General features: G+C 69.7%; 22 protein-coding genes. 11 read left to right on the forward strand and 11 right to left on the reverse strand.

The genetic code is table 11. The features are described from left to right. Nucleotides 1–46: 46 nt before the first annotated feature. Nucleotides 47–1,045, forward strand: a complete 999-nt coding sequence (locus ABT170_RS00965; protein ID WP_351863271.1) for a hypothetical protein — start codon at nucleotides 47–49, stop codon at nucleotides 1,043–1,045. Nucleotides 1,046–1,082: 37 nt separating this feature from the next. Then, the gene (locus ABT170_RS00970; RefSeq protein ID WP_239698656.1) at nucleotides 1,083–1,439 is read left to right on the forward strand and encodes a hypothetical protein; all 357 of its coding nucleotides are present in this window, start codon (nucleotides 1,083–1,085) and stop codon (nucleotides 1,437–1,439) included. 171 nt (nucleotides 1,440–1,610) lie between these two features. Here the strand turns inward: ABT170_RS00970 and ABT170_RS00975 are convergent, their stop codons facing one another. Continuing rightward, nucleotides 1,611–2,501: a hypothetical protein gene (locus ABT170_RS00975; RefSeq protein WP_351863273.1), complete on the reverse strand. Its 891-nt coding sequence runs from the start codon at nucleotides 2,499–2,501 to the stop codon at nucleotides 1,611–1,613. 80 nt (nucleotides 2,502–2,581) lie between these two features. Further along, nucleotides 2,582–3,613 (reverse strand): hypothetical protein, encoded by a 1,032-nt coding sequence (locus tag ABT170_RS00980; protein WP_351863275.1) that lies wholly within the window; start codon nucleotides 3,611–3,613, stop codon nucleotides 2,582–2,584. A 489-nt stretch (nucleotides 3,614–4,102) separates the two neighbouring features. On the opposite strand from ABT170_RS00980, the gene ABT170_RS00985 reads away from it, so the two are divergent. The 3 genes from ABT170_RS00985 (at nucleotide 4,103) to ABT170_RS00995 (ending at nucleotide 6,496) form a co-directional block, all read left to right on the forward strand. Next, nucleotides 4,103–4,465, forward strand: coding sequence for a hypothetical protein (locus ABT170_RS00985; RefSeq protein ID WP_351863277.1), 363 nt, complete (start codon nucleotides 4,103–4,105; stop codon nucleotides 4,463–4,465). 362 nt (nucleotides 4,466–4,827) lie between these two features. Further along, the gene (locus ABT170_RS00990) at nucleotides 4,828–5,106 is read left to right on the forward strand and encodes a helix-turn-helix domain-containing protein (RefSeq protein ID WP_351863278.1); all 279 of its coding nucleotides are present in this window, start codon (nucleotides 4,828–4,830) and stop codon (nucleotides 5,104–5,106) included. Nucleotides 5,107–5,530: 424 nt separating this feature from the next. After that, nucleotides 5,531–6,496 (forward strand): tyrosine-type recombinase/integrase, encoded by a 966-nt coding sequence (locus ABT170_RS00995; protein WP_351863279.1) that lies wholly within the window; start codon nucleotides 5,531–5,533, stop codon nucleotides 6,494–6,496. Between the two features lie 316 nt (nucleotides 6,497–6,812). On the opposite strand, the gene ABT170_RS01000 is transcribed toward ABT170_RS00995, so the two are convergent. From ABT170_RS01000 to tgmA, 4 genes are read right to left on the reverse strand one after another with little or no spacing between them, the layout of a single operon-like run. Next, entirely contained in the window at nucleotides 6,813–7,106 is a 294-nt protein-coding gene (locus ABT170_RS01000; protein WP_329943316.1) for a DUF6087 family protein, read from the reverse strand. A gap of 17 nt (nucleotides 7,107–7,123) precedes the next feature. After that, on the reverse strand, nucleotides 7,124–8,287 hold the full coding sequence (gene tgmC / locus ABT170_RS01005) for an ATP-grasp peptide maturase system methyltransferase (protein ID WP_351863280.1): 1,164 nt from the start codon (nucleotides 8,285–8,287) through the stop codon (nucleotides 7,124–7,126). Further along, nucleotides 8,284–9,243: an ATP-grasp ribosomal peptide maturase gene (gene tgmB, locus ABT170_RS01010; RefSeq protein ID WP_351863282.1), complete on the reverse strand. Its 960-nt coding sequence runs from the start codon at nucleotides 9,241–9,243 to the stop codon at nucleotides 8,284–8,286. Before tgmB ends, tgmC begins: the two co-directional genes overlap by 4 nt. Before the next feature lie 5 nt (nucleotides 9,244–9,248). Next, nucleotides 9,249–9,509: a putative ATP-grasp-modified RiPP gene (tgmA, locus tag ABT170_RS01015; protein WP_329943313.1), complete on the reverse strand. Its 261-nt coding sequence runs from the start codon at nucleotides 9,507–9,509 to the stop codon at nucleotides 9,249–9,251. A gap of 444 nt (nucleotides 9,510–9,953) precedes the next feature. Between tgmA and ABT170_RS01025 the strand changes: the two genes are divergently transcribed. Together ABT170_RS01025 and ABT170_RS01030 are read left to right on the forward strand one after the other, a co-directional pair. After that, the gene (locus ABT170_RS01025) at nucleotides 9,954–11,216 is read left to right on the forward strand and encodes a helix-turn-helix domain-containing protein (protein ID WP_502970455.1); all 1,263 of its coding nucleotides are present in this window, start codon (nucleotides 9,954–9,956) and stop codon (nucleotides 11,214–11,216) included. Nucleotides 11,217–11,232: 16 nt separating this feature from the next. Then, nucleotides 11,233–11,586, forward strand: a complete 354-nt coding sequence (locus tag ABT170_RS01030; protein ID WP_329943312.1) for a hypothetical protein — start codon at nucleotides 11,233–11,235, stop codon at nucleotides 11,584–11,586. A 2-nt stretch (nucleotides 11,587–11,588) separates the two neighbouring features. Here ABT170_RS01030 and ABT170_RS01035 read toward each other — a convergent pair whose 3' ends face one another. Continuing rightward, nucleotides 11,589–12,557, reverse strand: a complete 969-nt coding sequence (locus tag ABT170_RS01035) for a LysR family transcriptional regulator (protein ID WP_351863284.1) — start codon at nucleotides 12,555–12,557, stop codon at nucleotides 11,589–11,591. Between the two features lie 123 nt (nucleotides 12,558–12,680). Here ABT170_RS01035 and ABT170_RS01040 point away from each other — a divergent pair, with 123 nt between their 5' ends. Both ABT170_RS01040 and ABT170_RS01045 read left to right on the forward strand, forming a co-directional pair. After that, a complete protein-coding gene (locus tag ABT170_RS01040) occupies nucleotides 12,681–13,958 on the forward strand; it encodes an MFS transporter (protein WP_351863286.1) in 1,278 nt (425 codons plus the stop codon). 60 nt (nucleotides 13,959–14,018) lie between these two features. After that, complete coding sequence (locus ABT170_RS01045; RefSeq protein ID WP_351863288.1) at nucleotides 14,019–14,516, forward strand: GNAT family N-acetyltransferase; 498 nt, start codon at nucleotides 14,019–14,021, stop codon at nucleotides 14,514–14,516. A gap of 14 nt (nucleotides 14,517–14,530) precedes the next feature. Here ABT170_RS01045 and ABT170_RS01050 read toward each other — a convergent pair whose 3' ends face one another. Next, nucleotides 14,531–15,433 (reverse strand): glycosyltransferase family 2 protein, encoded by a 903-nt coding sequence (locus ABT170_RS01050; protein WP_329943308.1) that lies wholly within the window; start codon nucleotides 15,431–15,433, stop codon nucleotides 14,531–14,533. A gap of 255 nt (nucleotides 15,434–15,688) precedes the next feature. On the opposite strand from ABT170_RS01050, the gene ABT170_RS01055 reads away from it, so the two are divergent. Then, nucleotides 15,689–16,759 carry a hypothetical protein gene (locus tag ABT170_RS01055; protein WP_351863290.1) on the forward strand — a complete coding sequence of 357 codons (1,071 nt, stop codon included), beginning with the start codon at nucleotides 15,689–15,691 and terminating at the stop codon, nucleotides 16,757–16,759. A gap of 3 nt (nucleotides 16,760–16,762) precedes the next feature. Here ABT170_RS01055 and ABT170_RS01060 read toward each other — a convergent pair whose 3' ends face one another. The 3 genes from ABT170_RS01060 to ABT170_RS01070 form a co-directional block, all read right to left on the reverse strand. Next, nucleotides 16,763–17,728: a PhzF family phenazine biosynthesis protein gene (locus ABT170_RS01060; protein ID WP_329943306.1), complete on the reverse strand. Its 966-nt coding sequence runs from the start codon at nucleotides 17,726–17,728 to the stop codon at nucleotides 16,763–16,765. Between the two features lie 107 nt (nucleotides 17,729–17,835). Then, nucleotides 17,836–18,303, reverse strand: coding sequence for a lamin tail domain-containing protein (locus tag ABT170_RS01065; protein ID WP_329943305.1), 468 nt, complete (start codon nucleotides 18,301–18,303; stop codon nucleotides 17,836–17,838). Nucleotides 18,304–18,472: 169 nt separating this feature from the next. After that, a complete protein-coding gene (locus tag ABT170_RS01070) occupies nucleotides 18,473–19,228 on the reverse strand; it encodes an SDR family oxidoreductase (protein WP_329943304.1) in 756 nt (251 codons plus the stop codon). 189 nt (nucleotides 19,229–19,417) lie between these two features. Here ABT170_RS01070 and ABT170_RS01075 point away from each other — a divergent pair, with 189 nt between their 5' ends. After that, a complete protein-coding gene (locus ABT170_RS01075; RefSeq protein ID WP_351863293.1) occupies nucleotides 19,418–21,085 on the forward strand; it encodes an alkaline phosphatase D family protein in 1,668 nt (555 codons plus the stop codon). Nucleotides 21,086–21,107: the final 22 nt, after the last annotated feature.

The raw sequence follows: 21,107 nt of genomic DNA on the forward strand, positions 1-21,107 counted from the left end.
TGAAAGACTTGGAGCCCGTCGCGGCGTACATCACTCGGAGGCGACAATGCAGTTCCCGGTGATCCCCGCGGCCGTCGCCGCTGGCACGTCTGCCGTCGGCGTGATTGGAAACAAGGTCATCGCGGATCGGGCAAAGAAGAAGATCGCAGACCTTCAGGCTCACCACGATGCTGAGCACGCGAAGCACCGAGGCATCGCCGACTCCACCATCGCGCGGTTGAGAGGCCTGGGAGGTCAGCAACAGTCCGCTCTCGATACCGTGACGCCTCGGATGCGGGCCTTTGCTGAACGCAACGCGCGACAGCTACGGATGCGTGGACGCCAAGTCATCGAGGGCGGAGAGGCGCCAGCGAATTGCGAAATCGATACGTCGCCCGAGGTCTCCGGCCCCAGCGGGACCGCGACCGCGATGAGGGGCATCGCGTCGGCGGGCGCCGGAGTCGGACTGAGCGGTGCCGCCTATGCCACCGTCGCAAAGGTCGCCACCGCGTCTACCGGCACTGCGATCAACACGCTGAACGGCGCGGCAAAGAGAAATGCCACCCTGGCGGTCATCGGAGGCGGCACGAAGGCTGCGGGAGGCGGGGGTGTCGCAGCAGGCGTTCGTCGGCTCAGCATCATCACGGCGGTACCGGCGGTCGCGTTGACCGTCGGGTTGCTGATCAAGCGAAAGTCCGACGAGGACAAGGTCGTCGCGCAGTTCGACGCAGACGTCAAGAAGGCAGTCACCACCTACCACCGGAACTCGGTGCTCTTTCAGGGCGTTGACAGCCGAATCGGCGAGTTGCTTGTCGTGTTGGCTGGAATGGTTCGGCGGGCCGGTGACGCGCTCGACCACCTGGAAGAGACTGAGCGCGCGCCGGGCGGGTTCGACCTCGACAGCGATGACCATGCACGCCGGCTCCATACGGCGCTTCAGCTGGTGAAGGGCGTCGTCGAACTCGCCGAAGCACCTGTGATGAACCCAGATCTGACGCTCGACCCGAGCGGCGAATTCCTCGTGGTCAAGTACCGCGACTACAACCCGGAGTCCACGAATGCCTGACGCCCGTGTGAGTACCGTCGTCGAAACGGTCGGCCGTGTGGCCACCACCGCGGATGCCGCCCAGTACCTTATGGCGATCATCGACGTCGCCAAAGGCCTCGACGCCAACCTGACGGAGCGCGCCCGGATTGCCGCGGACCGGGACAAGGAGGTCGCCAGGATCAACGCTGCGAGCCAAGGCCTGCGGGACTACCTAGACCGCGTTTTCGGCGAGCGTCGCGACCTGCACCGAGGCTTCCTCGCTCGACTCGACAGAGCGATCGAGGACCGCGACCCGGAGACCGTGCAGGCTTGCGTCGCCGGGATCGTCGAGGTCACGAAGCACTCTCCGCTGAACGACATCGCCGAACTTCGATCAATCTGGGCAGACCCGAGAGCAGTGATCGAAATTTAGGGTCTGAACCCGCGCGTTCCGCGAGTCGATCGGCGTCCTGCCAAGCGAGAACTGGGTGGCAACTGAAGGTCCGACCTGTGCATCTGGTTGATGCTCGAACATCTCGAAGCGGTGAAGCGCTGGCTCGCATCGGCCGGGGCTCCGCGGTCGGCGCGGCCTAACGTCGCGCCGCTACCGCTCTGCCTCCGCCAGCGCGAGCAGCCGCTCAGCAGACACGGACGTCGCGTCGAACGTCTCCTTGTAGCCGCCGATCGGCATCTGCACGTCGCCGAGGAACCCCCCGTGCCCTTCGATCCTGAGTTGGCGGATCACGCTCTGCTCAACCCGATAGGCATCCGCGCCTGTCGCAAAGTCGATCTGGGTGAACGGTACCCAGCCGTGGCCCCGGAATCGGGCAACACGGTCCTCGCGGGTCCGTAGCCCAGTGATCCCGATCTTCACGGCGCCGTACTCCGCGTGGGAGAGGACGTACAGGCGGGCCGGGGCGCCCGGGTCCAGTCCGTAGTGAGCACAGTGCTGGCAACACTCGCCCCTGGTCCGGACGTTGTTCAACCGGGGCGTGGAGGTTTTCGTGCACCGCTCGCATAGCGAGGGCCAGGGCGAGGCGATGTTCTTGAACGGCTCCAGGGGGCGGAAGCCGGCGGCCCGCATATCGGCGACCGCCTCGTGCGGGTCGCCGGGACCATAGCGCTTGCAGAACCGGCAGCCGCCGTTGCGGCCGGTCACGTTGTCGTATCGGGGTGCCACGATGTGCCCGGCCGCTACACACTGCGAGAGCCACGGCTTGCCAGTCCCGAGGAAGTCCACCAGCACGACGAAGCCGTGCTTCAGCATCGCCGCCTTGGCCTCTTCTGGGTTCTTCGGGGCGTTGGGCGCGCACCAGATGCAGGTCCCCTGGCCGTTCATCACGTTGTTGCGGTTCGGATAAATGACCTGCTGGCACGGGATGTGACGGCACATCCAAGGTTCGCGGGCACGGCCTGGGTAGGGCTCTAGGGGCTCGGCGTTGCCCAGCCGACGCATGTCAGCAGCCGCGACATTGGCGGGGATCGAAACGGGCACAGCCGTCCTCTATTTGTTGGCTGACATATCTTGATCGACGGCGAGGGGGCTCGCTGCCGGGAATCGCGCTCTGGCCTGGTCTACTGCTCTGGGTACGTGGTGAGGTACTGCAGCGCGGCGGAGAACGCGGTCACCATGTCGTTCAAGTCGACCGTGCTCTGGAGCACCGCCGAGCTTCCCTGCCCTCCGCCTTTGTATCCGTAGTACCGCGGGTGGCCTTTCCCTCTCGACTTCTCCGTCTTGAATCCGTCGTCTTCCGGTGCCACCACCATCGCCTGGACGGTCGAGCCCGCGTACTGCACGAAGCTACGGCGGGCGAGCCAGCTTCGATGTTGGTCCGCGAGTTCGCCGTCGGCCTCGGGCGTCGCCCCTGGGATCCCGACCATGATGCGGATCTCGAAGGGAGTACCCGTGCCGCCTCTCGGACTCCTCGGGTTCAGGCGCTGGATCTCGGCGACAACGTAGCCGTCCGCCGTCTTTCGCCAGGCGCAGATGTTCGCGGCTCCGGCCTCAGAGCGTTGCTTCGGCACGAAGATCGTGTCGGGTGGGGCGGTAGCCTGCGTCATGCTCGCCAGTCGCCGCAGACGTAGTGCGTCGCTCAGCGCGATGGAAGCCTGACTCGCCGGACCTGTAGCCTCGGCCTCCAGTTGTGTGAACTGCTGGAGCGCTCGGACAGATAGGAGTCGGGCGAGGTCATCCGGCGAGCGGTTCCAGCTGGCGAGGAGGCCGGCGACGGTGAGCTGACGCGACCAATGGCTCGGCTCGTTGGGGATGGGATCAGCGTTCGGACCCACCAGGTAGCGGGCTGATACCGGTATGCCCTTCGCGTCCGCCCAGGCGTCGTACGCCGCGAACTGATCGCCGTGAGCACCAGCACCGAGCTTCACCTCCATCACCGTGCGCTCGATGTCGTCGAGTAGGACGATGAAGTCGGCCCGGCCGGCGGGGACCCCTCTGCCTGCCTTCACCGAGGCCTCCCGCCAGACGGTGATCCTGCCCGGTGCCAGGAGCAAGGCAGATCGGAGCGGCTCAGGATCCAGCTCGGCGAGGAGGCACAGCAAGTCCGACCAGTCGTCCTCGGTACGCAGCAGGCGCGTCAGTCCGTACGTCACGGCCGGACGCTACACGCCGCCTCTGACAACTGGGGGCCTCGCGCTCGAAACGGTCCTTCCGCTCATCTCGCCATGTGTAGAAGACGCGAGGGAAGACCAGCCCGCACCGCTGGTAGAAGAACGAGGTGATCTTCGCGTGGCGGCCGTTCTTTCCACGGTTGGCGGCGGGCGCGTACCGGCCGCTCTTGAGAACCTGCGGGAGGGTCTCCAGGGCCACGTAGATCGTGCGTACGGCGAGGTCCTCGCGGTCCGCGGAAGATCCTCCGCCCCCTGCACAGCCGACGGCGAGGAACGTGCACGCGGAGCCTCTGTCTGGAACTCTGATCGGGCCATGCCAGTCGTACGGGCAGAGTGTGAGCTCAACACTCGTTCGCCATCGTGGCGTTCACTGGCTGCCTTGGCCGGCAGGGCACGGCCTGCTCGACGGTGGTGTGCAGCCGAGGGACGGACGCGCCGATCGTTGTCAGACGCGCCCCGTACTGTCAGACCATGACCTCCTTACCGACCCCGCGACTGAACGAACGCTGGCTTCTCAAGGTCACGATCTGGTCGGCGCGTGCCGACGACACTCGCTGGAACGAGCAGGGCGCTGCCCTACGCACGGTGTCCTCGTACGACTCCGTCACCCAGACCTGGAGTACCCAGATCGGCGCGCTCGACCTCACGACTCTGGCCAAACTGCAGACCCTCCTAGACGCAGCCCGGACGTTCGGAACGGACATCCGTCTCGAGCCCGCGCCGGTCCCGACCTGGTGGACGGGGTCGTCCTTCACGAGCGACGCCGATGTGGCCGCCCTGCTCGCCACCAAGGCGGACGAAGGCCGGCCGCTCGGCCAACTGCCCATGGCCTGAACCGGATCGTCCGGGGGCTCGCAGACGATGCCCTGGAGTGTCTGTACGTCACTGGCGCGGAGGCTGTCGACACTGCTGAGTGCGGCGTTCTGCTTGGTGGTGAGCCGCTTGCTCTTCCGGTGCGCGCGTTCGCCGAGGGCGGCATCGGCGATCCAGCATGCTTCCGTTGGCGCAGGCCCGGGAGTCCCTAAACATCGGCAGACGACCGTCCCGCTCCTATCACGACAAGACAGCCACACCAAAACAGTGATTCTCCGGATTCTGATCCCGCTCGCCTGTAGACGGCCGTGCGGCTTCGCCACGCGGCTGGCGGGAGGACGGAACGTCAGCTGCTTCGGCAGCGCTCACCCCGGAGATGCACGATGCGCAACCAGTCAGAGCCTGCCGCCGAGGCTGCCTTCCTGAATGTTCAGAACGCCGCAAAGTACATGGGCATATCGGTGAACACCCTCTACGTCTGGCGCCACCGCCGGCAAGGGCCGCCCAGCTTCCGGATGGGGCCCGGAGGAAGGGTCATGTACCGCCGGGACCTGCTCGATGCGTGGCTCAGCGAACAGCAGCAGGCGGACTCGCGGTCGAACCCGGCCCTGAACCCGCTGAACAAGGCTCCGCGGCAGCGTGAGCGTCGCCGGGTTGCCTGACCTGGGAAGACGGGACTGAGGAGTTCAGCAGTTCTCGGAATTTCATGCACACGGAGATCGTCTGTGTGTCTGATCGCGACACAGATCGCGCCGAGAGACGCAAGGCGAGGCCGAGGGTAAGACGAGTATGGCGGGTTACATCGAAGACCGGTGGCTCAAGAAGCGGCCGAACAAGGAGACGGGCAAGCGCGAGCGCACCGCCCTATGGGGCAAGTGCACGCGCTACCGCGTCAAAGGGATACCAGGGGTCCGCGACCGGTCTTTCGACACTGTCGCGGATGCCAAGGCATGGCTTGCTGAGGCACAGACCGACGCACGTCGAGGGGATTTCGTCGACGCGCGAGACGGTGCGATCAGCCTTCGCGAGTACGTCGAGAAGCACTGGTGGCCGTCCCAGGTTCATCCGGCTCAGACGCTGGAAAGCATGAGGCACCGGATCTGGGGACAGGTGCTCCCGCAGCTCGGAGACCTGGCGCTCAGGGACATCGGCGTCGCGGAGCTGCGCAAGTGGTCGGCCGACGTACAGAGGGCCGTGGCGTCGAGCACAGCCTATGTGGCGTGGGTGTACCTCAAGGCGATCATGCAGGCCGCGGTCGAGGACAAGCGGTTGTACCGCAATCCGTGCAAGGGCAACAGCTCGATCAAGCCACCGAAGAAGCCGGAGCGCAAGGCTCGCGCCTGGGAGCAGGACCGTGTCGCCGCCGTACGGGAGGCGCTGGCCGCCCGGTACCGGATCACGGTCGACCTCGGGGTCGGGTGCGGACTCCGGCAGGGTGAGGTCTTCGGCTTCAGTCCAGACGATGTCCGCGACGGCTTCGTACACGTGGAGCGGCAGATCCTCATGTACAAATCGCAGCTGTATTTCGGTCCACCCAAAGGCGGCAAGGAACGCGACGCGCCTCTGCCCCAGGCGATCGCGAAGCGGATCCTCACACATCAGGACCATTTCGAACCCATCGAAGTGACCCTGCCGTGGCTGGATCCCGAGGAGCCCGACCTCGCCCGCGAGGACAGGCGCAAGGTGACCGTCCCGCTGCTCGTCTACACCGGGCGGCGCGGCGCGATCAACCGCACCACCTGGAACACCAAGGCGTGGAAGCCCGCGCTCGCCGAAGTGGGAGTCATCCCGCCGCTGCCCGAGCGGCAGCCGGGCGAGAAGCCGTCGCGCGTGTGGGAGCCGAGTCGTGAGCACGGCTTCCACGTCTTGCGTCACACGTACGCCTCGGTGATGCTCGAAGCCGGTGAGTCGATCGTCTCGCTCGCGAAGTGGCTGGGGCACTCCGACCCGGCGTTCACGCTCCGGACGTACACCCACTTCATGCCGCAGGCCGGCGCGCGAGGACTGTCCGCCATCGAGGCATGGTTCACGGACTCGGCCGAAAGTCCCTGAGAAGTCCCAGAGGACGAAACCAGCCGCCGGATCCCCGCAAACATGCAGGTCAGAGCGTGATCGCTCCCTGAGTGGAACAGAACCCGGCGTACAGCCCGACTCGTCTGCCCCCAGGGCTCCTGATCAGCGAATACGCGGGTCAGGGGCCTTTCCTCGTGGAATCACGGGCGTCGTCTCACCTCGTTCCATACCGGTCGAAACCGAACCTCGCCGCCATGAAGGCAGTGTCTGCGCCGGGGTGTCTCCCGTCGCGGCCCCGGGACCGGCTGGATTCCGCTCGTCGGGCGCGTCGGACGGGACGATCGGAGCAGAGCCATCAGGGCGCCGGCGGCTTCCGGTGTCTGCCGGTCCCGGGTCCGAGCTTCGGTGCCGCCCCGGGAGCGGCGGCAGCCTCGGCGTGGGGAAACAGGATGCGCCGTGCTTCCGCGAGGTTCGCCGCGAAGCCGTGCGGCTCCCACAGATGGCCGTTCCACCGCTGGATCGCGCGGGGCGCATCGGGGTTCAGATGCGATGCCCTGGGACCGTCGCCGGTCACGAGGGGTACAGCGCGAAGCTGCCCGATCCTCGCGTCCCGGCGCTCGGCCCAATGCGAGAGCGGTTCGTCGTCCATGCCGGGAGGGTAGTGGGTCAGGCGATCCGGTGCTCCCAGCGCAGGGAAGGGGCCTGCCCGATCCAGTACTGGTGGGACGCGGGCGTCACGCGGAGCCGTACGCAATCGATCTCCGGCGCCCCGGCGTCCTGCCAGGCGACGAGAGAACGTTCCACGTCGTCCCACAGGGCCATCGGACCCCCTTGGCGGACGGTCCAGTTCTCGCCGTCGGCGAGGAACTCGGCGAACGACTCCTTCTCCGGATCGAACAGGTACCGCAAGGGCGAGCCGTCGCCGCCGGTCGCGCGGACGAACCGAGCGCCGGGCACCGCCAACTGCGCCAGAAAGGCGGGCATCCACTCCTCCAGGACGAGAGGAGACACCGGAGTGCGCCGCTCGCTGTCCGCGTACGCGGTCCGGGCGGAGAGGTCACCCGCCACGGGGGCCATCGCCTCGGCCCGCGCCTGCATGAAGGAGGAGCGCCCGACGATCGTGCCATCGGCGGTGCCGTCGTCGCCGACGACCAGTTTCGCGAGGCCGGTTCCCCACGGCCAGGACCCGACCGTGCCGAGGACGATGCCTCCCGGCTTCGTCTGCCTGATCCAGGCGTACGGAATGCGGCGGACCGCGCAGGTGGCGATGATGCGGTCGTACGGTGCCCGGTACGGGTGGCCGAGGAGGCCGTCGCCCGTCGCTGTCCACGTCGAGAAACCGGCGGCTTCGAGAGCGGCATCGGCGCGTGCGGCCACCTGTGCGTCCACTTCGACCGTGGTGACGTTGTCCTCTCCGAGGCAGTGGCACATCAGGGCAGTGGAGTAGCCGGTGCCCGTGCCGATCTCCAGGACTCGGTGGCCCCTCGCGAGGTCCAGGGTCTCGATCATGTCGACGACGGTGACCGGGTCGGTCGAGGAGGACGTGGGCACGCCCACGACGGGTTCGTCGGCCTGGTCGGCGGTGAGGTGGCCGTCGAGCTGGGTGGTGAGGGTGTCGAGGCTGTATGCGATCTTCAGCCACTCGTCCGGGTCTGTGCCGGCTGCGGTGACGGGCCGCCAGGTCCGTCCCTCGTCCAGGAAGACTCCCGGGTGGAGGAACCGCTCGCGGGGGACGGCTTCGACGGCCGAGCGCAGCCAGGGGGACTTCAGGACGCCTTCGTTCACGAGCACGGTCGCCATGCGGCGCCGCTCGGAAGCCGGGTCGGTCATCGGTGGTCTCCTTGTGCGAGCAGGTCGGCGAAGGCGGTGGACATCGGGAGGCCGGTCTCGGTCTCCAGCCACCCCCACTGTCCGTTGGGATTCAGTTCCAGCCACCAGTAGTCCCCCGCGCGGTCGACCGCGAGGTCGAAGCTTCCCGATGCCAGATCCAGTCGGTCCAGGTAGGCATGCAGTCCTTTGGCCACCCGGTCGGGAAGGTGTTCCACGGTGTAGGTCAGGGCGCTGTAGTCCTTGCGCCAGTCCAGGAGGTCGGAGTCGATGCGTACGGCGAACGTATGCCGGCCTACGAGCAGTACGCGAACGTCGCAGGCCTTTGCCAGGCGGGCCTGGAACAGGTGGGGCGCGACCCGAACGCTGTCGTCGATCTCGTCGGGGGCGACGGGGGCAGCCCAACCCGTCACCGGCACCCCGTCACGTGTGCAGGGGGTCCATCGCAGCGTCTTGAAGATCGCCTGCCCCTGAGCGTGGACGAACTCGCGGGCCTCGTCCGGGTCGTTGGTGACAAGAGTGGGCGGGACGGCGAAGCCGAGTTGCTGGGCGAGAACGAGCTGCGCGGGTTTGTAGTCGGCTGCGGCAACGCGCAGGGGGTGGTTGACCCAGAGCGGGACGCCCAGGGCGTAGAGGGTGCCACCGAGTCCGTAGCGGACCTGCGCCGCCGCGAACCGGGAGTCTTCAGCGGACAGGTGGGGAAACGTGGGCCATTCCGGGCGGCGCCAGTACACCGACCGGACCTGGGTCACATCAGCGGTCCTCGACGGGGTGCGCACCTGCCCGACCACCGGGGCCGGGCAGGTGCCGAACCGAGCCGAGACCGTGAGGTTCTCGCCGATGTCGGCGGGGTTGAACCGGACCACCGGCACATTGCGCCGGTTGAGTTCGGTGATCACCATGTCGGCAGTGATGTCGTCCGCCTCGGTGGCCACCAGAACCGGCCTCTCCTCGGTCATGGCCATCAGTCCTGATTGCTGTCCTGATCGTGACCCTGGTCGTTCCGGGAGTCCGAGTTCGTCGTCGTGGAGGTCTCGGTACCGGCGCTGGTGCCGTGCTTGCCCATCTCGACCACCTGCCCGACGCGGTCGCGGAACACCCCGAGCTGCGTCGTGGGATCGATGGCGACCGTGGCATGGGGGCGGCGGATGACCGTCGGGTAGGGCGCGAGTCGGCCCGCACCCCACGGCCGCGTGGGGGAGGGGAGTGCGACAGAGGTGGTCATGAGACTCCTTGGACTGAAGGGTGTGGTGCGGGAAACCGCCCGCGTCAGGGGGCGCGGACGGCGATCTGTGGGCAGCGGCTCAGGGGCGAGCGGCCCGGATGATGTCGGCCGCGGTCGTCCACTCGACTCCGGACGAGGGCCGGATGTGCCCGGCCGCCGGCACCCGCAGAGCCCGGCTCGGCGCACCCCACCGGGCTCCGGCGGCGTGTGCGTACGGCCACTGGTGCCAGGGTTCCTGCGGGGCAGTCCGGAGGCTGTCACGTGGTCGCTCCTCTCCGTGGGGAGCCACCGGGAGGGTCCTTCGGCCTCCGAGCGGCGTGTGACCAGTGAACGACGATCCGTTACCTTCTCCCAGGGCGAACCCCGCGCAATACTCGGGCGTTCTCCAGGCGTTGGCGCGTGGCGGGCACGAGTGCGTGAAAGGGTTCTCGTGAGGGGAGACCGATGACGTCGAGGCGTAAGCACTTTGCGGAACAGCGCGCGGCCCGGGGTTACTCCCAGGAGGATTTCGCGGAAGCGCTCTCGGTGGCCCCGTCCACCGTGGTGCGTTGGGAAAGTGGTCGCGCCACCCCGCGCCCCTATCAACGGCCGAGGATTGCAGGGCTGTTGGGAGTGACCCTCCCCGAGCTGGAAGCCCTTCTTCTCAACGAACAGCCGGCCGGGACGGCCGGGCACTCCGCTGCTCCACCCCTCCTCCATGGTGATGATGACGACATGAAGCGCCGCGAAGTCCTGGGTCTGCTCGCCGTTACGGGTGCGCTGGTCGCTCTTCCCGATTCCGGTGAGGCCGCCCGAGGGCGGGCGGCGTCGACGCTCCTGGAGACGGGAGACGCCCTGCACCGCGGCCTCTGGCGGGTCTACGCGCTCTCGGACTCCAAGCAGGTCGTCTTCCCTGCGGTGCGCGCGCAGCTCGATGTGATGGCGAAGGGGCTGACCGAGACCCGTACCGCTGTGGATAGGTCCCGATTGTGCCGGATGACGGCCGACCTCTACCAGCTCGTCGGTGAGCTGTTCTTCGATGCCAACCGGTACACCGACGCCGCGCAGTGCTACACACTGGCCGCCGGCGCGGCCCACGCCGGTGGCGACCACGACCTATGGGCCTGTGCCATGGCCCGCCACGCGTACGTCGAGCTGTACGCGCGCCGTGCGCACGCTGCCCAACCCCTGCTCGCGGCAGCTTTCCGCATCGCCCGGAGGGGCGAGGGCACTCTCTCCACCCGTCATTGGGTCGCGGCCGTCCAGGCGCAGGCGTACGCGGCCGCGGGCGATCTCGACGCGTGCAACCGGGCTCTGGACGAAGCTGAGAAGGTGCACGCCCTCGACGCCGCTCACTCCCACAACGGCGGCTGGCTCCGCTTCGACGGTTCCCGCCTGGCAGAGGAGAGAGGAGCTTGTTACCTCCAACTGGGCCGCCCCGATCTCGCCGAGGAAGCGCTCACCGCAGCCCTTGCGCAGCCCCAGCCCCTGTCCCTCCGCCGCCGCGCCGCTGTTCTGAGCGACCTTGCCGTGCTCGGGGCGCACAGGCGGGACATCGACCAGGTCGTGTACTACGCGGAGCAAGCACTCGCACTGGCCGACCGGTCGAACTCGGGATTCATCGGCAAGAAGCTGTACGGGCTTCGGGGACGTCTTGCCCCGCTCATGGCCGATGGCCGAATCTCGACTCTTGATCACCGAATCGCGGCGCTTCCACGCACCGCATGATGAGAGGGACACAGGCATGGATGACGGCCGGATCTTCCGTGAGGCGTGGATCGACGGCGTGAACAAGCACTACCCCGGTGAACCGAAGCCCGGCTACGTCACTCCGTGGGGCGAGACACCCGAGTGGGAGCGCGAAGCCGCCGCCGCCGTGTACGGGCAGGTGCGCCACTTCATCGAAGTCAGCGGCGGGCATGCGGCCCGGCTCACCCGGGAGCAGAAGGGCCGCTTCGTCGCCATCTGCTGGACCGCCCAGATGTTCAGGCACTTCGAGGACCCGAAGCCCGGATATGTTGCCGACTGGTCCGACCTGCCGCTCTGGCAGCGGGAGACGGACGCGGACATCTTCGAACGCATCGAAGGGACCGTCTGATCTCAGGAGCGACGACGTCCCCGTCCGGACCGATCCGGGCGGGGACGTGTCGCCCAGGACGGGCGCCAGACCGGTCCGGGGAGCGGGGCCAGGCTTTCGAAGTGGCTGATGATCGCCCGGAGTCCGGGGTGCGGGTTCGCTCGGGGGAGGATGAGCGAGATCGGGTACGCGAGCGCCGGATCGACGACGGGGATGCGGCGCAGGTCGTGGTTGGGCGGCCAGAGGTAGCGGTCGCGCGAGCCCACGAGGGTTGCCACGTCCGCCGAGTCCGCGAGGATGTCGAGGAGTACCTCGTTGCCGAAGTTCGGGCCGGCGGCGTCGATGCGGAGGTCGAAGCCGGTGGCGAGCTGATCGTAGAACTCCGCCCATTCGCTTCGCGGCGCGATGCCCGGTACCCAGATCCGGTGCCGGCGCAGTTGGGCCGGGGTCAGTGTGCGGGCGGAGGCGAGCGGGTGCCGCGGGCCCACGAGGAGTTCCAGCGGGGAGTCGAACGCGGGGATCATCCGGACGTCCTGCGGCAGGTCGGCCCGGTCGGTGACCGAGCGGAACGAGGCGTCGAGCTCGCCCGCCCGGACGGCGGCGACCGCCACGCGCGGGTCGTCGACCCTGAGGGTCACCACGTCGAGGGCGGTCTCGGGGTGCGACCGCCAGTAGTCGTGCAGGAGCACGGCCTGCGCGGACCGCAGGCCCAGCACGTCGATCCGAAGGGCCCGCGAGCCCGGCCTGATCGCGGTGACGGCGCGGTCGACGTCCGTGATGACGTTCCGGGCGTGCGGGAGGAAGGCCTGGCCGTCGAGTGTCAGCTCGACGCCCCGGGCGGTGCGGGTGAACAGCCGGACGCCGAGCTCGCGCTCAAGGGCCGCGATCCGCTTCGACACGGCCTGTTGCGTGACGCCGAGCTCGTCGGCGGCCTGTTGCAGCTGTCCGAGCTCGGCCGCGCGGACGAACGATCGGACCACCTCGGTATCCATCGGTCCAGCGTAGACATGCCCAACCGATGGTTGTGGCTCGCCCGGGTGCTGGTTGTTTGATCCGCCGCCATTGCTGCCTGTGTGATGCCCAGGCCCAATTCGTGGTTGTCCTGAGGGAGTCGCATGCGTGTGCAGCTGGGGCGCGATTTCGGCCTGCTGTGGTCGGCCTACGCCGTCAGTACGTACGGTTCGTGGATCGCCTTCGGCGCGTTCCCGCTGATCGCGGTGCGGGTGCTCCACTCATCGGCATTCGCCGTGTCGCTGCTGGAGGCGGCCGGACTCGCCGTCGCGGCCGTCGTCGCGTTCACGCTCGGGCCGTGGGTCGATCACCGGGCCAAGCGTCCGGTGATGATCGCGATGGACCTGATCCGGTTCGCCGCGCTGGCGAGTGTCCCCGTCGCGTCCGTCCTGGGCCTGCTCTCGTACGGCCAGCTGCTGGTCGTCTCGGTCGTCTCCGGGACCGCGGGCATCGCGTTCACGGCCGCGTCCGGCGCGTATCTGAAGCATCTCGTCCGGGGCGATCACCTTCTTGTGGCCAACGGGAGATTCGAGGGGACGAGCTGGGCGGCGACCGCGGTGGGCCCGCCCCTCGGCGGTGCGCTCATCGGGCTGCTCGGCCCGGTCGTGACCGTCACGGCCGACGCCCTCAGCTATCTGCTGTCCGCGTTCGGAGTGCTCCGCATCCGCGGGGGCGACATCGCGGCACCCCGGGACCGGACCCCCGGGCCGCGCGGAGCCGGTCTTCTCGCCGGCCTGCGGTTCATTCTCCGTGACCCGGTGCTGAGACGCCTGTTCCTCAACTCGGTCCTGGTCGGCGGCCTGATCATGGCCACCGTCCCGCTCCTGTCCGTGCTCCTGCTGGGCCAGTACCACTTCCCGGCCTGGCAGTACGGCCTGGCCTTCGGCATCCCGGCGCTCGGCGGCTTCGTGGGAGCCCGGCTCTCCGCGCGCCTCGTGGCCCGCCACGGCCGGTACCGGGTCATGACCGTCTCCGGCCGGCTGCGGTCGCTCTTCCCGCTCGGCCTCGCGCTCGTCGGGCCCGGCGTCCCCGGACTCCTCACCGTGATCGTCGTCGAGGGCCTGCTGATCACCTGCATGGGCGTCTTCAACCCGATCCACGCGACGGAACGCCTCCGACGGACCCCCGCGGAGCACACCGCCCGCATCCTCAGTACCTGGAGTGCCGTCACCAAACTCCTGCACGCCGCCCTGATCGTGGTCTGGGGACTGCTCGCCACGCTGACCGGCCCGCTCGCCGCGATCACCGTGTCCGGCATCCTCCTGCTGGCCACTCCGCTCCTGCTGCCCGCGCGGAGGCACTTCTCCGCCCCCGCGGACACCGGCCCGCGAGCAGGTAATTCGCTGCCGCGGAAGCCCTTTCCGTGTTCTCCTGACCGCTGATCACCGTCCCGCACCCGCACGGGTGGGCGGGACGTCCGGCGGAGAGACGGGGTTGGGCGGATGGCACGGTACGAGTCGGGGCAGCGGGACCACAGCGGGATACGGGTACGCCGGGCAACCGCCGAGGACGCGGAGAACATCACCCGCGTCTTCCTCGCCTCGCGCGCCGCGGCCATGCCGTATCTGCCCCGTATCCACAGCGACGAGGACACGCTCGCCTGGATCACCCATGCCGTGCTGCCGGACAGTACGGTCTGGGTCGCCGAGAGCGGGGGCGGCGCCTCCGGTTCCGTGGAACTGCTCGGGTTCGCCGCGCTCGCGGGGGAGGAGCTGGACCACCTCTATCTGCGGCCCGACGCACTGCGCCGGGGCATCGGCAGCCGGTTGCTGGCGCAGGTCAGGCAAGCCGCGCCGGAGCGGCTCAGCCTGTACGTGTTCCAGCGCAACACCGGCGCCCGCGCCTTCTACGAGCGGCACGGGTTCACCGCGGCCGGGTTCGACGACGGCGGGCGCAACGAGGAGAACGAGCCGGACGTGCTCTACCGGTGGGCGGCCTGAGGGGCCCCGTACGTTCAGATGACCGGCGGCCTGCCCAGCCGTGTCATCCGCCACACCGTGGACCAGCGCATCGGGCGGCGGTCGCCGCACGGGGTGCGTACGCCTTCGGCGAAGCCGCCCGCCCACGCCCGCAGGCCCTTCACCGAGCGGGTGCGGGCCACGGTCAGCAGGGTCCAGGTGCCCAGGTAGGCGGGGACCAGGGGGAGCGGGAGGTTGCGGCGGGCGAGCCAGACGCGGTTGCGGGCGGTCATCCGGTAGTAGACCGCGTGCCGGGCCGGAGAGGTCTTGGGGTGCTGGAGCAGCAGGTCGGGCTCGTAAAGGATCTTCCAGCCCGCGTCGAGCGCCCGCCAGGACAGGTCCGTCTCCTCATGGGTGAAGAAGAACTCCGCCGGCCAGTGACCGGTCCGGGCCAGCATCTCCATGGAGAAGGCGTGGCCGCCGCCGAGGAAAGCGGTGACCGGGCCGCGCCGCATCGGGTCGGCGGCACGCAGCCGCGGGATGTGGCGGCGCTGGGTCTCGCCGTGCTCGTCGGCGATGCGGAAGCCGACGATACCCAGGCGGGGATCCGCCGCGAACAGCTCCTGGACCTTGCGGAACACCCCCTTGTCGACCAGCAGCCCGTCGTCGTCCAGCTCGATGACGACATCCACGTCGCCCAGTTCGGCGAGCCTGCGCAGGCCGACGTTGCGACCGCCGGGGCAGCCGAGATTCTCGTCCAGCTCGATCGTGGTCACCCCGCCCGACAGGTCGGACAGACCGGGGAAGGAGCTGAAGTCCGGGAGCTCCGTACCGTTGCCGATGATCACGAGCCGGGTCGGGCGGACGTCCTGCATGGCCACCGAGGCCAGCAGCGCCTCGACCGCCTGCGGACGGTCCCCCATGGTCACGATGGATACGCCGATGCGTGGTGCGGACAAGATCGGTACTCCTGGGCTCGGCTGCGGCTCGACCGCGGCCCGGTTGCGGCCCGGCCGGGGCTCGGCAGCCTTCGGGCGGCGATGTCCGCGATCGTAACGCCTCGCTGTTCGGTCCGTGGACGGTGCCGCGTCACCTGTGGGCCGGCCCGTGTTCAGGCGGACCGCCCGCCGCGCGGGCGGGGGTGTTCGTACGGTGAGTCCGGTACGGACCGACCGGGCGGCGGCCCCGCGACAGCATGTCGATAAAGTGCCGGAATGATATTCGGGAAAGCCCGGTTCGAGAGCGCCGTCGCGGACTTCGAGGCCGCGCTCGCGGCCCAGGACGCCAAGCGGTCCGGCAAGGCCTTCGTCCGCCTCCAGGAAACCTTCGGCCAGGCACGGGAGGCCGAGCTCCTGGACGGCGGGCCGCGGCTCGCCGCCGTGCTGGCCGAGGTGCCGCCCGGCCCGCGGGCCGTCGTCGCGGTGCTCGCGGGGGCCTGTGTCGAGCGCGGCGCGGACGCCGTGCGCTGCGCGCCGGGAGTCCTCGCCGGGCTGCGTACGGCGCTGACGGAGGCCGGACGGTTCGCCGAGGCGTGGGCCGCGACCGGCGGCGGCGACTTCCCCGTCCCGGACGGCGGCGAGCCCGGCGAGGAGATCGTCGAGCGGGCGGGCTTCGAGGCGGCCGTCGGCTGGTGGACCCTGCCGCAGTGGGAGATGGCCGCCGCGGCGATGCTGAACCACTCCGCCGTGCGGCGGGGGCCGGTCGAACGGGACGAACTGCTGCGGCTGCTCGACGCGGTGGAGCGGGCGTCCGGCCGGCGGTTCACATCCCTCTCGTACGCGCTGCTGGTCAAGGACGACGAGCCGCTGATCGTCCTCCACCGGGAATCCGGCACCGGCTACGCCCTGCGGATCTCCGGCATCGGCGACAACTTCCAGCTGCACACCCTGCTCGCCGACGCGCTGATCGGCGGCGGGCACGTTCCCGGTCGCGCGCCGTCGGCGCAGGAGGTCGCCGTCTGCCGCGACACCCCGGGCCAGGCCGACACCGTGGGCTCGTTCGACCTGATGGCACCGGACGGCAGCAGGCTCTGGAACGAGGGGACCCCGGCCGACATCCCGGTCGTCGACGGCGTCCGGCTGCTGGTGCTCGACAGCCCGTCCTACGAGCGCTCCTGGCCCGCCGGGCGGTTCTTCCCCGGCATGCGTGGCGATGCCGTACTGGAGCGCGCCCTCGCCCCGGAGGAGACGGCGCGGTGGTTCACGTACGTCTCCGAGGCAGAGGCGGAGGCGGGGGCTGAGGAAGAGACCGGGGCAGGGGCTGGGGCTGGGGCCGCCGTCGGCTGAGGCTCAGCCGATCCGGGTGCCCGTCCCGGTGACCCTGATCCGGGCGTCGCCCTCACGCAGCTCGACGGTGAGCGTGCCGGGCCGGCCCATGTCCGTGCCCTGGTGCAGGGTCAGGACGGCGTCGTCCGGGACGAGGCCCCGGTCGCGTACGTACGCGCCGAAGGCCGCCGCCGCCGCGCCGGTCGCCGGGTCCTCGACGACTCCGCCGACGGGGAACGGGTCGCGGACGTGGAAGACGCTCCCGGACTCGCGCCACACCAGCTGGAGCGTCGTCAGATCGAGCCGGTGCATCAGCGCTTCGAGCCGGGCGAAGTCGTAGTGGAGGTCCGCCAGCCGTTCGCGGCTCGCGGCGGCCACCACCAGGTGCCGGGCGCCCGCGTAGGCGATCCGGGGCGGCAGGGCGGGGTCGAGGTCGGCGGCGGGCCAGTCCAGCGCGGCCAGCGCCTCCGCCAGGTCGGCCGGGCCGATGTCCGTGATGTGCGGCTCGACGCTGGTCAGGGTGGCCCGCAGCTCGTCGCCCTCCCGGACGACGGTGACCGGAACCGGTCCGGCGGCGGTGGTGAACACCAGGTCGCCGGGGCCGTCGCGGTCGGCGAGGGCGATGGCTGCCGCGACCGTGGCGTGGCCGCAGAAGGGCACTTCGGCCTTCGGGCTGAAGTAGCGGACCGTGTAGGCCGCGTCGCCGGTCCGCTCGGTCAGGAACGCCGACTCGCTGTATCCCAGCTCCGCGGCGGCGGCCAGCATCGCCGCTCCGTCCAGGCCGGAGGCGTCCAGGACGACGCCTGCCGGATTGCCGCCGTCCGGGTCGCCGGAGAAGGCGGTGTAGCGCAGGACATCGGGGAGGGCGGCGGAAGCCGGGCTCCGGCCATCCGGGTCCTGCACCGGGTCCTGCGCCCGGTCCCGGCTCGGGCCCTGGTCCCGGCCCTGGCGGTGGCTCCGGTTCTCGTTCCGCTCACGGCTGTCGCTCATGTGGCAGCTCAACCGCGCCGTACGGTGAGGCATTCCCGTCCCGGGCCGCGGGGCCGCCGCGGTCTCCACGGACCGCGGCGGCCGGAGCGAGGGCCGGCCGAGGACGGTCAGTGGCAGTTGATGACGCCCTTGCCCGCCTTCTTCCAGGAGCAGGAGTCCTGGAGCTTGCCGTTCGGCTTGATCAGCCGGGCCTTGTCACCGGTGTTGTTCCAGACGTACGAGCCGCGGTTCCAGTACACGCTGCCCGAGGCGTTCTTGCCCTTGCCGGTGCGGACCTTGACGGTCTTGCCCGCGCCGACGGTGTAGCTGCCGAAGGTGTAGGTGTAACCGGTGTTGTCCTTCAGCTTGTAGCCCTTGAGCTGAAGCTTCTTCTTGCCGTTGTTGTGGATGTCCACCCACTCGGCGTTGAGGGACTTGTTCGACCGGTTGTCCTTGCCGGGGCTGTCGTACTGGATCTTGCCGAGGTGCAGCCCGCCCTGATGGGCGGCCGCCGAGGCCGGTGCCGTGGCGAGGAGCGAGCCGGCCAGCGCGGTGGCGGCGGCCAGGGCGATCGGCGCAGCGGTGCGTATGCGCATGCTGTGGTCCTTCTGTGTAGTTCCGGTGAAGGCGTAAGGGTTGGAGCATACGGCCATCACACCCCCGCACGGGGGCCGGGTGGCTGAATCCGCAAAACCTTTCATATTACGGCGAGTTCCGGCAGGAACGGTCAACGGTGGGCGTCGGCCCCGCCCGCGACGGCGGGCGTCAACCCCGCCCGACGTACGGCATCGTCGTCGCCAGCACCGTGGCGAACTGCACGTTCGCCTCCAGCGGCAGCTCCGCCATGTGCAGTACGGTCCGGGCCACGTCCGCCGCCGCCATCACCGGCTCCACCGCCAGTTCGCCGTTGGCCTGGAGGGTGCCGGTCGTCATCCGCCCGGTCATCTCCGTCGCCGCGTTGCCGATGTCGATCTGCCCGCAGGCGATCCGGTACGGACGCCCGTCCAGCGACAGCGACTTCGTCAGGCCCGTCATCGCGTGCTTGGTCGCGGTGTACGCGATCGAGTGCGGACGCGGCGCGTGTGCGGAGACCGAGCCGTTGTTGATGATCCGGCCGCCCTGCGGGTCCTGCTCCCTCATCTGCCGGTACGCCGCCTGCGCGCACAGGAACGCCCCCGTCAGATTCACGTCCACCACCGCGCGCCAGTCCTCGTACGCGAGGTTCTCGACCGGGACCGACGCGGGGCCGAAGATGCCCGCGTTGTTGAAGAGCAGGTCCAGACGGCCGAATTGCTCCCGAACGGAGGTGAACAGCGCGCCGACGTCGTCCGGGTCGGTCACATCCGTGCGTACGCTCAGCACGTCCGGCGAGGCGGCGGCCTCCGCCGTCCGCGCCAGGGCCTCCGCCCGCCTTCCCGCCAGCGCGACCGACCAGCCCGCGCCCGCGAGGGCGAGCGCGACGGCCCGTCCGATTCCCGAACCCGCACCTGTGACGACGGCAACCCTCTGCTCAGTGTTCATGGCCCGGCAGCGTACGGGAGGCGGCGGGGGAGCCGTAGGGCTCGTGCCGGGCCGCCCGAACGAAAGGCCCTGGCCACAGGTGGCACGAGGTGCTCATCGAGTCGCCATGAGGATGTTGTGCACCCGACAACAGCAGGACGTCGCCCGGCACTCCAATGACCTTGACAACAGCCGTCAGGGGAGGGGCACATGACACTCGCACCGTTCAGCACCGCGTCCGGCCGACAGGACCATTCGGCGGAACTCCGCACCGCGGCCCGGAGCCTCGGGGACGGGGTGGGCCGCCGTCGCTTCCTCACCGCGACCGGCGCCGCCGCCGCGCTCGCCTTCGCGGTGAACCTGCCGACCGCGGGCGCCGCGAGCGCCGCGGAGCTCGACGCCCGGAAGATCACCGAGGACCCGTTCACGCTGGGCGTCGGCTCCGGCGACCCGCTGCCCGACTCCGTACTGCTCTGGACGAGACTGGCACCGCGCCCCTACGAGGCCGGCGGCGGGCTGCCCGCAGCCCGCGTCCAGGTCCGCTGGGAGCTGGCCCGCGACGAGCGCTTCCGCCGCGTCGTGCGGCGCGGATCGGTCACCGCCCACCCGGAGTTCGCCCACAGCGTCCGCGCGGACATCAAGGGCCTGGACCCCGACCGCACCCTCTACTACCGCTTCCGCGCCGGCAGCTGGGTCAGCCCGGTCGGCCGCACCCGCACCGCCCCCGCGCCCGGCGCCCGCACCAGCTCGCTGACCCTGGCCGCGGTCTCCTGCCAGGCCTACCACGACGGCTACTTCACCGCCTACAAGCACCTCGCCGAGGAGGACGTCGACGTGGTCTTCCACCTCGGCGACTACCTCTACGAGTACGCGGTGAACGCGACCGGCGGCGCCCGCAACTACACCGACCGCAGGCTCCCCGCGCACTACAACCGCGAGACGATCACGCTGGAGGACTACCGGCTGCGGTACGCCCTCTACAAGTCCGACCCCGACCTGCGGGCCGCCCACGCCGCACACCCCTTCGTCGTCACCTGGGACGACCACGAGACCGAGAACAACTACGCGGGCGGGACCCCCGAGAACGACGTCCCCCCGGAGGAGTTCCTGCTGCGCCGGGCCGCCGCGTACCGCGCGTACTGGGAGAACCAGCCGCTGCGCACCCCGCAGCGGCCCACCGGACCCGACATGCGGCTCTACCGCCGCCTGCGGTTCGGCAGGCTCGCCCAGTTCGACATCCTCGACACCCGCCAGTACCGCAGCAACCAGGCGTACGGGGATGGCTGGAAGGTGCCCGGACCGGAGTCCGAGGACCCCTCGCGCACCATGACGGGCGCCACCCAGGAGCGCTGGCTGATCGACGGCTGGCACGCCTCGCGCGCCACCTGGAACGTCGTGCCCCAGCAGGTCACCTTCGCACAGCGGCGCGATGTGCCCACCGACGCCTTCAAGCTGTCCATGGACTCCTGGGACGGCTACCCGGCCTCCCGGCAGCGGCTGCTGAACGGCGCGGAGGCCGCCGGGGTCGACAACCTGATGGTGCTGACCGGCGATGTGCACGTCGGCTACGGCTTCGACCTCAAGCAGGACTTCGACGACCCGGCCTCCCGCACCATCGGCACGGAGATCGTCGCCACGTCCATCACCAGCGGCAAGGACGGCGCGGACAAGCCCGCCAACTGGAACAACCAGACGCAGGCCAACCCGCACATGAAGTTCTACAACGGGCGCCGCGGCTACGCCCGGATCACCCTCGGTACGAAGGAGGCGCGCGCCGACTTCCGTACGGTGTCGGCCGTCACCACCCCCGGCGCGCCCCTCACCACGGCCGCCTCCTTCGTCACCGAGGCCGGGAACCCGGGGCTCACCCCCGCGTAACGCGGGCTCCCGAGGGGCCCGG

The sequence above is a fragment of the Streptomyces sp. NPDC001787 genome (assembly GCF_040297465.1).
Classification (GTDB): domain Bacteria; phylum Actinomycetota; class Actinomycetes; order Streptomycetales; family Streptomycetaceae; genus Streptomyces.

What these genes read in the sequence shown, in the direction of transcription:
- ABT170_RS00965 (WP_351863271.1), top strand. Translation starts at nt 47, where the DNA reads ATGCAGTTCCCGGTGATCCCCGCGGCCGTCGCCGCTGGCACGTCTGCC.
- ABT170_RS00985 (WP_351863277.1), top strand. Translation starts at nt 4,103, where the DNA reads ATGACCTCCTTACCGACCCCGCGACTGAACGAACGCTGGCTTCTCAAG.
- ABT170_RS00990 (WP_351863278.1), top strand. Translation starts at nt 4,828, where the DNA reads ATGCGCAACCAGTCAGAGCCTGCCGCCGAGGCTGCCTTCCTGAATGTT.
- ABT170_RS00995 (WP_351863279.1), top strand. Translation starts at nt 5,531, where the DNA reads ATGAGGCACCGGATCTGGGGACAGGTGCTCCCGCAGCTCGGAGACCTG.
- ABT170_RS01000 (WP_329943316.1), bottom strand. Translation starts at nt 7,106, where the DNA reads ATGGACGACGAACCGCTCTCGCATTGGGCCGAGCGCCGGGACGCGAGG.
- tgmC (WP_351863280.1), bottom strand. Translation starts at nt 8,287, where the DNA reads ATGACCGACCCGGCTTCCGAGCGGCGCCGCATGGCGACCGTGCTCGTG.
- tgmB (WP_351863282.1), bottom strand. Translation starts at nt 9,243, where the DNA reads ATGACCGAGGAGAGGCCGGTTCTGGTGGCCACCGAGGCGGACGACATC.
- tgmA (WP_329943313.1), bottom strand. Translation starts at nt 9,509, where the DNA reads ATGACCACCTCTGTCGCACTCCCCTCCCCCACGCGGCCGTGGGGTGCG.
- ABT170_RS01025 (WP_502970455.1), top strand. Translation starts at nt 9,954, where the DNA reads ATGACGTCGAGGCGTAAGCACTTTGCGGAACAGCGCGCGGCCCGGGGT.
- ABT170_RS01030 (WP_329943312.1), top strand. Translation starts at nt 11,233, where the DNA reads ATGGATGACGGCCGGATCTTCCGTGAGGCGTGGATCGACGGCGTGAAC.
- ABT170_RS01035 (WP_351863284.1), bottom strand. Translation starts at nt 12,557, where the DNA reads ATGGATACCGAGGTGGTCCGATCGTTCGTCCGCGCGGCCGAGCTCGGA.
- ABT170_RS01040 (WP_351863286.1), top strand. Translation starts at nt 12,681, where the DNA reads ATGCGTGTGCAGCTGGGGCGCGATTTCGGCCTGCTGTGGTCGGCCTAC.
- ABT170_RS01045 (WP_351863288.1), top strand. Translation starts at nt 14,019, where the DNA reads ATGGCACGGTACGAGTCGGGGCAGCGGGACCACAGCGGGATACGGGTA.
- ABT170_RS01055 (WP_351863290.1), top strand. Translation starts at nt 15,689, where the DNA reads ATGATATTCGGGAAAGCCCGGTTCGAGAGCGCCGTCGCGGACTTCGAG.
- ABT170_RS01060 (WP_329943306.1), bottom strand. Translation starts at nt 17,728, where the DNA reads ATGAGCGACAGCCGTGAGCGGAACGAGAACCGGAGCCACCGCCAGGGC.
- ABT170_RS01065 (WP_329943305.1), bottom strand. Translation starts at nt 18,303, where the DNA reads ATGCGCATACGCACCGCTGCGCCGATCGCCCTGGCCGCCGCCACCGCG.
- ABT170_RS01070 (WP_329943304.1), bottom strand. Translation starts at nt 19,228, where the DNA reads ATGAACACTGAGCAGAGGGTTGCCGTCGTCACAGGTGCGGGTTCGGGA.
- ABT170_RS01075 (WP_351863293.1), top strand. Translation starts at nt 19,418, where the DNA reads ATGACACTCGCACCGTTCAGCACCGCGTCCGGCCGACAGGACCATTCG.